The sequence below is a fragment of the Phenylobacterium sp. genome, from assembly GCF_031181185.1.
GTDB lineage: Bacteria > Pseudomonadota > Alphaproteobacteria > Caulobacterales > Caulobacteraceae > Phenylobacterium.
The window spans coordinates 1-1,724 of sequence record NZ_JAPSKZ010000329.1 but is presented as its reverse complement, the minus strand read 5'-3'; the positions used below and the strand labels follow the sequence as shown (position 1 = coordinate 1,724).

At 71.3% G+C, this 1,724-nt stretch carries 3 protein-coding genes; 1 reads left to right on the top strand and 2 read right to left on the bottom strand.

All coding sequences use genetic code 11. The features are described 5' to 3' along the window. Positions 1-83 precede the first annotated feature (83 nt). Positions 84-350, top strand: a complete 267-nt coding sequence (locus RIF93_RS20560; RefSeq protein WP_309093300.1) for a hypothetical protein — start codon at positions 84-86, stop codon at positions 348-350. A gap of 13 nt (positions 351-363) precedes the next feature. Here RIF93_RS20560 and RIF93_RS20555 read toward each other — a convergent pair whose 3' ends face one another. Then, entirely contained in the window at positions 364-1,506 is a 1,143-nt protein-coding gene (locus RIF93_RS20555) for a JmjC domain-containing protein (RefSeq protein ID WP_309093299.1), read from the bottom strand. Between the two features lie 9 nt (positions 1,507-1,515). After that, the coding region (locus RIF93_RS20550) for a PLP-dependent transferase (RefSeq protein WP_309093298.1) at positions 1,516-1,724 on the bottom strand (209 nt) is incomplete at its 5' end.

The following is a 1,724-nucleotide window of genomic DNA, read 5'->3' as shown; positions in this document are numbered from 1 at the left end:
TCGTCGAGATCGCCTTCAACCAGCTGAAGGGCTGGCGCCTCGCGCGCCGGCCCTGAGGCGTTCCCCCTGCCCCGGAGACGACCATGACCCCCCTGGCCGAAATGGTGCCCGCCATGAGCGACGCCGACCTCAAGGCCCTGCGCGCCAACGCCGCCCGTCTGTCGGGAACCGGCTCACCAGCCCAGTCGGCCGCGGCCGACGAAATCCTGCCGATCATCGACGCCGAGGCGAGCCGTCGCGCCGCCCTCCCCCCGATCGCTGTCGCCCCGAGGAAGCGTGCGCCGGCGACGAAGAAGGCCGCCCCCGTCACCGGCCACCAGACCGCCCTTCCGGCCAAGGCGCTCGTCTAGCGCCTTCTGACGGTCAGGCGGGCGTCAGCCGCTTCAGCGCCCCGGCCCGCTCCGCTCCCTCGATAGCCGCCCGCAGCGCGTCTGGCGGCACGAAGTCGAACTGGGCGATCATGTCCTCCAGCGCCACCTGCGGCTGGGTCATGGCCCATTCCAGCGCCACCCGGGCCGGTCCGCTGACCGCCGGCGGCGTCAGGCCGGTCGGCCGGTAGACGGTCAGGGCCATGCGCCTGGGCAGCTCATAAGGCGGATCGCGCGGGATCAGCCGCTCCTGCGCCATGGCCACCTCGTCGGCGAACTCCGGCAGGGTGGTCAGGTGCGCCAGCCGCCGCCCCAGATCCATCAGCTGGTCGCGCAGGGCCGCGCCCCCGGCCTCGCTCGCCGGCCGCAGCCACGCCCGAAAGGCCGGGTCCTGCAGCGCCGCCGATTCCAGCAGCCGGAACAGGATGCGGCCGTACAGCGGCGTCACCGAGAAGGTCACGTGCAGCGACGCCCCTTCGGTGGCCAGGGCGTCATGGTGCCAGCCGCGAGGCAGGTACAGCACGTCGCCCGGCCGCATCCGCACCTCCTGCATCAGCGGCCCCCGTCCGGCCTCGAACATCCGCTTCGCCGTCGCGGCGTCGGGCGGCAGGTCGACCGGCGCATCGGCCCGGTTGGCGTACAGCCGCCAGGTCTTCTCGCCTTCGACCTGCACGGCGAAGACGTGATGCAGGTCGTAGTGGGTGTTGAACGCCTGCACTCCGCCGAACGAACAGTAGACATTGACGCCCGCCAGGCCGGCGAAATGCTCGGACAGCTCCCGGGACAGGGCCGCCAGCTCCGGCGTCAGCCCCTGGACGTCGCCGGCGATGAGACTGGCGCCGTTGGCCAGCAGGGTCTGCACCCGTGCGGGCGCCGGGCGGAAAACAGGTCCCGATTGGGTCTGGGCTTCGACGCAATAGGTCTCAGGCGGAATTGGCTCGCCGTTGAAGACCAGCTTCAGGCTCTGCGCCGTCCAGATCGATGACTGGTCGAGCAAGTGGTTGAAGCGGTCCCAGTCCAGCAGGCGCCGCCGCGACCCGTCCTGCCCCGCGGGGATGTGCAGCGGCTTGCGGTCGTTGAACTCGTCGTCGAACCGGCGGCGCCCGACCGGCGCCAGGAGATCGTCCAGGGTCAGCATGTGCGGACCCTAGCGCAGTGCCTGGTCAAGGTCGGCGATCAGGTCGTCGATGTCCTCGACTCCGACCGACAGGCGGATCAGGTTGTCCGTGACCCCGCCCGCCTCGCGCACCTCCTTCGGCACGCTGGCGTGCGTCATGATCGCCGGGTGGTTGACCAGGCTCTCCACGCCGCCCAGCGACTCCGCCAGGGTGAACACCTGCACCCGCTCCAGCACCT